Source organism: Chitinimonas violaceus (assembly GCF_052601015.1).
On the sequence record NZ_JBQXDJ010000117.1, the window covers coordinates 1 to 5,877 of the forward strand.

The following is a 5,877-nucleotide window of genomic DNA, read 5'->3' on the forward strand; positions in this document are numbered from 1 at the left end:
ACGCTGCAGGTTGATGGGCATCAGTGGCGCGTGGCCTACGAACTGCTCCATCGTTTCATCGAAGCACGGCGCACGCCATAAACCCGAAGCGCCTGCCGTGGATAGATGCTGCTCGCCGGGGGTTTACGATGAAAAGGCACTCTTCGTACAACACTATGCTGACTTGCATCGAAGTGGTTTGACGAGTGCCTATCGCATGGAGTGCGATTTTTACGATGGTCGTGCGGGGCGTGAGAAGATCGCTGCAAGCTGTACACCATCTGGCGCGGTTGGTGGATTGTTATTATGGGGGGATTCACATGCCCAGGCACTATCGCTAGGTCTTCGGAGTATAAGATCTGTAGAAGGCCGATTTGCCCAAGTGACGACATCGGGATGTCGTCCGAGCTTGGACGGGCAGCGTCATAAAAAGAAAATCGATAACAACTGCGACAAGTCCAATAAATATGCCTTAGCTGCAGTTAGTCGGCTGCGACCTGCTGTTGTTGTCATCGCACAAGAAATTGACCATGAGCAAACTGACTGGTTGGTCATTGCTAAGCGCTTGCATGCACTTGGAGTAAAAAAAGTCGTTTTGTTTGGACCAGTACCTCGTTGGCGTCCTTCTTTGCCGGTTGTTATCGCCAAGCACTATTGGGATGACTCTCGGCCTTATGCAGAGTATGGGCTCGCTCCGGTTGTATTTTCGACTGACAAACTTCTTAAGGAACGGTATCAAAATAGTGCTGAGCTGGAGTACATATCGGCAGTAGATGGTTTGTGTCGTGCTGATGGTTGTTTGGCGAGGCTACCTAAGAATGATGGGTTGATGGCAGTTGATTATGGACATTTGTCTCCTGCTGGTTCCAACTATGTGGCGACACACCTGCTTAAGTCGGTAGTCGACCATTCCTTCGCTAGAGCAAACTAGGTGGTGTCTTAGTATTTACACTTCGGGTTGGTGTGAGTAGACGTTTCACCTTCCCGCCGTTTAGGTGAAAATGCTGTGCTTACCGGTGTTCCTCGCCAGCGATCTCTTGAAAGAACTTATGACTGCCCTGCCCGCTATCTTGCATGAACCGATTCAGGCCTTGTTGGAGGAAGGGGACAAGTCATTCGACAAGGGGAATTTTGAATCTGCTCTGGCCAAGTATGAAGAGGCTCGGGCGCTTCTGCCGTCGGATCTGGAGCGATGGGAAGCCAGTACTTGGGTATTGGCGGCGATAGGTGATGCGTGTTTCCTGATGGGCGACATGGTGCGTGCGCAGCAAGCATTGGCCATTGCGGTGAACTGCCCGGAAGGCGCTATCAACCCCTTCGTACAGCTTCGGTTGGGTCAGTCTGAATTTGAACTGGGTCGGTTGGATGCAGCAACGGTGGCTTTAAGCTTGGCATTTGCAACAGGCGGCGAGGAAGTCTTCGAGGATGAAGACGCGAAATACCGCAGCTTGGTGGTGCGTCCGGCGGGTTGATTCCATTGGCCGGTTTAGAGTTGCTAACAAAACCCAGCGAAGCGATTCTAGCTAGGCGTGCAAGCGTAGACAGTATGTGGGTACGGCAAGCTTGCGCAACAACGCCAGAAGGGTTTGTTAGTGGCTCTTAGTTGATCTGGGCCAGCCACTGTTCGAAGTTGTCGGTAGACCACCGCGCGCCGGCTGAACGTGCTGCCGCGGGGCTGATACCGGTAAGAATGGCGGCCACTTTGCAACCCGCTGCAACGCCTGCGGCAATGCCAAGTGCTGAATCCTCGTGTACGAGTGTGTCTTGTGGAGCAACCTTTAGCCGTTTGCAAGCTTCCAGGAAAGGGTCTGGGTAGGGTTTACCCCGCTCGGTGTCTTCCGCGCCCAGGATCAGGTCAAAGTCATACTCCAGTTGCAACTCGTATAGCGTGAAGTCGATATTGATGCGTGGTGCATTGGTGACCAGTGCAACGGGTATGCGTCGCATACGCAGCCAGCGCCGGTAGCGGGCAAAGCCGGGCACAGTAGTGAGTTTGCCTCGCGCCAGTGTGTGAAAGCGCTGTTCCTTGTCATCATGCAGCTTCCGCGCTTCCTCCCCTTGCACTGGCCGGCCCAGGATTGCGCGCACAACATCGATGGTTCGCCCGGGTACCAGACGTGGATCACCCGGGTTTACGCCTTGGCCTGTGTGAGCACGAGCAAAGTCATCCCATGCGGCATCGTGTAGTCGGGTGGTGTCAGTAATGGTGCCGTCCATATCGAATAGAACGGCTTTGAAGGGGAAGTCCATGGGCCCTGCCTCTTTGCGGTTTGGCGGCATTGTTATTGGTAGTTCTTTTGCCGACAACTACATGTGGCGGATTACAGCTTAGGCGTGCAGGAAAGTTGCATAGTCTAGTTGATTGAGCCTGTGCATAAGCAAGCAACTGATATCAAGAGTCTCCGATAAATATGCATTGGTCGTTGTTTGTAGAAGGTGGTGCATATTGCCTCATATTGCGCCACAGTTATGAGAAGGCTTTACGTTGGATCACTCTCGGGTACACGCACTGTAAAGGAGCTTGTTATGCGCTATCGGGTTCTTCTCTGTATGTTTTGTCTAACAATGGGTGTCAGTTTGTCAGGATTGGCAGCCACTCCTGTGCCCCCTCAACCACCACAACCTCCTTCGCCACCCGAGGCGTCGGGGGAGCATGACCATCATGATGAGCGGGAACACACAAAACGTCCACCACCACTGCCGCCGGAAGTCTTTACCGTATGCGAAGGTAAGCAGGAAGGTGATAGGGTTAGTTTCGTTTCCCGACGCGGGGATGTAGTTGAGGGGCGTTGCAAGCTGATGCCGGCAAAGCTTGTGATGGTACCGGATGGGCCACCGCCTCGTGATCCTGGTAAAAAGGATGGGCCGGGTGCTGGACACAAAGAACCTTAAGTGTAGAAAAAGCCCCTGTATGGAACGGGGCTTTTAACTTTAATAAGGTTCGAACAGGCTATTAGAACTTGTTCGAGGTCTCGCGAGCTATAGCAAGACAAGGCGGAAACACCCGAGGAAGCGGAGTTTACTCGTGGTAAATGAGCATTCCGAGGGTGTTTTTAACGCCGTATTGCTGAAGCACAGCAGACATTGTGTAGTCTTAGCGTTTGAAGCGTCCCTCCGCCACCCTATCAGCTACCACGCTCGTGGGTAGATTTTCACGGTCAGCCCGCTCGAATACTTCTGTCAATGTTTCACCGATTTTGCGGACATGGTTTTCTACCTCGCTTTCCGGCTTATTCAGATATTCGTAGCAAACCTTGATGATTCCCCCTGCGTTGATCACAAAGTCCGGTGCGTATAGCACACCTTTGTCACGCAGGACCTGGCCAATTTCGGCGGTTGCCAACTGGTTGTTTGCAGCGCCAGCGATGATCTTCGCTTTCATCCGGCTCAAGGTATTGGGGTTCAGGGTGGCGCCGAGGGCGCACGGCGCGTAGATATCGGCTTGGACGTCGTAAATGCTGTCGGCCGGTACAACCTCGGCGTGGAATTCGGTGCGTGCGCTTTCCAGTAAAGTCTTATCGATATCGGCGACTATGAGCTTGGCACCAGCTGCATGTAACCGGCGGGCATAGTCGTAACCGACGTGCCCAAGCCCTTGCAGGGCGACGATCAGCCCTTCCAGGGAGTCACGTTTGAGGTGGTGTTTTACTGCGGCTTGCGCACCAACAAAGCATCCTAATGCGGTAAACGGGGATGGATCGCCACTTGCGCCAAGGCCAGCAACGTAGCTGGTTTTTTCCGCTACATGGGCCATATCGGCGGGGCTAGTGCCGACATCTTCAGCGGTCACATAGCGGCCACCCAATCGTTCCAGTGCTTCGCCTAATGCATCGAACAAAGCAGGTGTCTTATCGGTCTTTGGGTTACCGATAATGACACTTTTCCCGCCACCGATAGGCAGACCCGCTACGGCATTCTTGTAGGTCATTCCGCGGGACAGGCGCAGCACATCTGTAATGGCTTCGGCTTCATTGGCATATTGCCACATCCGGCAACCACCCATTGCTGGACCCAGATTGGTGTTGTGTACGGCAATAATGGCTTTCAAGCCCGACTTCGGCTCGGAGACGAAAACTACCTGTTCGTGGTTGTCAAAATTGGGTTCACTGAAAACGAAAGCGGTCATGGCTTGTGGCTCCGCGCGGGTTTTGCGCCGCTTACTACGACATGAGGCAGGGTCGCATTCCGCAGAAAATCGATTCTCGACTAAGCATCGCCACCGGTGAGTAGCGATGCCACTTGGCCAGTGATTGTGTCGCTGGTTGGGGCAGCATCGTAATGCGGGTAAGCCGTTGTTGCTAGTTGCTTTATGAACCTGGGTAATTATCTGTCGCAAGCGAGGCCTAGAACTGACCTAGAGTTTGGTTTGAGTGCGCAAACTTCAGTAAACCGCGAAGCATCAAATCTCATGGGTAGGAAGATAAAGCAGTGGAACTTGATACTGCCGGGCGCATGCGGACGCGGCCCTCTCAATATCCTGGGATTTACCTTGGGAGCGGAAATATATTGGAGGCAAAGTGCCGTCCATGTTGGTTTGAATAAATACACCTAGTAGTTGCAGTACGCCTGTCATGCCGTGCGGCAATGGCTGACCGGCAACCCCACAGACAACAATTTCATTGTGTCTGGTAAGGGCTGCCCCTGCGAAGTGTTGAAACGCCGCAGGGGTATTCTGCTTCAGAATGACTTCATCGGGCGTCAGCATCCCACCGAGCATGATGCTTTTTTCGGCAATGTGTTGTGCCATCGATTGACCAGGTGCTTTCGTACTTTGGCTAGTCCCGGCATAGTTGTCGAACCACTGGTCTGTAGGTGATGTGGACAGAATATTGTTCTGTGGTACGCCCAGTATTACTCCATGGTTGGAGTAGGCGATGGGTTTGGTGCTGCTGAGTACGCTCATGCTTATGGCTGTCCACCCCGATAAGGTTGACACAGGTGCATTCAACACTGTCGATGGGTGTTTGAGTGTATGAACCATCAGCTTGTAAGGTGGAATTGCCCTTGCTCTCCAGTCTGTTGGCTGCCTGAACTCATTTAGCATTGCTATGTTCGTGAAGTTGTGCGGGCCCCAGGCATTGCGGTTGCCGTTGTCGAGGAATGCAGGGAAAAGATTTATAAAACGTTGCTTGAGGGAGTCCAGTGGTAACGACTTGTATTGCTCACGCAATTGGCTGGCAATAGCGACGGGCTGATTTTTGATCAGGAAGTTGGCGAGCAGTACCGCACGCAGAGCATGCCGCGACTGTTTGTTTGTTTCTGAATGTACCGGATAGCTGCCCAGTGCGAGTGCGTCATCAATGTTCTGTTTGTCTGGGCGGCTGTTGAACAAACTGGCTAAGCGTTCACCATATTTGGGGCCGAGTGAAGGCCCTAGAAACCAGCCTTCTGAAAGTGCAGCGATCGTTGATGTGAGGTGCTGGATTGGCATGGCAATATTTCCTGAAAGATGTATCTCTATTTGTATACGTAAAGTGTCTGTCACTACCCGATGGCTTGCTTCCCTCAAAAAAGCAGAGAAGTTGATTCACAATCATCGTGAACAGTCGTCAATGCGGTAAGGGAAAATATAGGAGCTGGAATAAGTATGCAGCAGTATTTCGGATTCAAACGTCCTGGTAGAGCGGTATTCCTTTGAACGACTTATGAGTCTGGATCGAGGAGGTGCAGCAAGGCATCTGATGGTAATAATCGCCGTCATTGTTACGATAGATGACGAGTACGCCAAGAATGTATTTCCCTAAGAACCTGTTCAAAGTCTCCGCAGGGGCCTGTCAGTAATTTCGTGTTCAAGGCATATCATGCTCCCAAGGAGAATGTATGCCTCGCAAACCGAAAGCCAAGCCGGTGGAATTGCCGGCAATTCCCGCCGAGCTCCTAGCTCAGTTCGGCAACGGA

General features: G+C 52.4%; 6 protein-coding genes. 3 read left to right on the forward strand and 3 right to left on the reverse strand.

The features are described 5' to 3' along the window. Positions 1 to 910, forward strand: a 910-nt coding sequence (locus ACUHMQ_RS19865; RefSeq protein ID WP_445297191.1) for an SGNH hydrolase domain-containing protein, incomplete at its 5' end; no start/stop codon positions are given. Between the two features lie 118 nt (positions 911 to 1,028). After that, positions 1,029 to 1,451 carry a tetratricopeptide repeat protein gene (locus ACUHMQ_RS19870; RefSeq protein ID WP_445297192.1) on the forward strand — a complete coding sequence of 141 codons (423 nt, stop codon included), beginning with the start codon at positions 1,029 to 1,031 and terminating at the stop codon, positions 1,449 to 1,451. Between the two features lie 127 nt (positions 1,452 to 1,578). Here the strand turns inward: ACUHMQ_RS19870 and ACUHMQ_RS19875 are convergent, their stop codons facing one another. Next, positions 1,579 to 2,229 (reverse strand): HAD family hydrolase, encoded by a 651-nt coding sequence (locus ACUHMQ_RS19875; protein ID WP_445297193.1) that lies wholly within the window; start codon positions 2,227 to 2,229, stop codon positions 1,579 to 1,581. A gap of 300 nt (positions 2,230 to 2,529) precedes the next feature. On the opposite strand from ACUHMQ_RS19875, the gene ACUHMQ_RS19880 reads away from it, so the two are divergent. After that, the gene (locus ACUHMQ_RS19880) at positions 2,530 to 2,871 is read left to right on the forward strand and encodes a hypothetical protein (RefSeq protein WP_445297194.1); all 342 of its coding nucleotides are present in this window, start codon (positions 2,530 to 2,532) and stop codon (positions 2,869 to 2,871) included. A gap of 202 nt (positions 2,872 to 3,073) precedes the next feature. On the opposite strand, the gene ACUHMQ_RS19885 is transcribed toward ACUHMQ_RS19880, so the two are convergent. Beyond that, positions 3,074 to 4,105: a Glu/Leu/Phe/Val family dehydrogenase gene (locus ACUHMQ_RS19885; RefSeq protein WP_445297195.1), complete on the reverse strand. Its 1,032-nt coding sequence runs from the start codon at positions 4,103 to 4,105 to the stop codon at positions 3,074 to 3,076. A 273-nt stretch (positions 4,106 to 4,378) separates the two neighbouring features. After that, the gene (locus ACUHMQ_RS19890; RefSeq protein WP_445297196.1) at positions 4,379 to 5,464 is read right to left on the reverse strand and encodes a hypothetical protein; all 1,086 of its coding nucleotides are present in this window, start codon (positions 5,462 to 5,464) and stop codon (positions 4,379 to 4,381) included. Positions 5,465 to 5,877: the final 413 nt, after the last annotated feature.

Excerpts from the sequence above, each read along its gene's own strand:
- ACUHMQ_RS19880 (WP_445297194.1), top strand. The coding sequence starts at position 2,530 with ATGTTTTGTCTAACAATGGGTGTCAGTTTGTCAGGATTGGCAGCCACT.
- ACUHMQ_RS19870 (WP_445297192.1), top strand. The coding sequence starts at position 1,029 with ATGACTGCCCTGCCCGCTATCTTGCATGAACCGATTCAGGCCTTGTTG.
- ACUHMQ_RS19875 (WP_445297193.1), bottom strand. The coding sequence starts at position 2,229 with ATGGACTTCCCCTTCAAAGCCGTTCTATTCGATATGGACGGCACCATT.
- ACUHMQ_RS19885 (WP_445297195.1), bottom strand. The coding sequence starts at position 4,105 with ATGACCGCTTTCGTTTTCAGTGAACCCAATTTTGACAACCACGAACAG.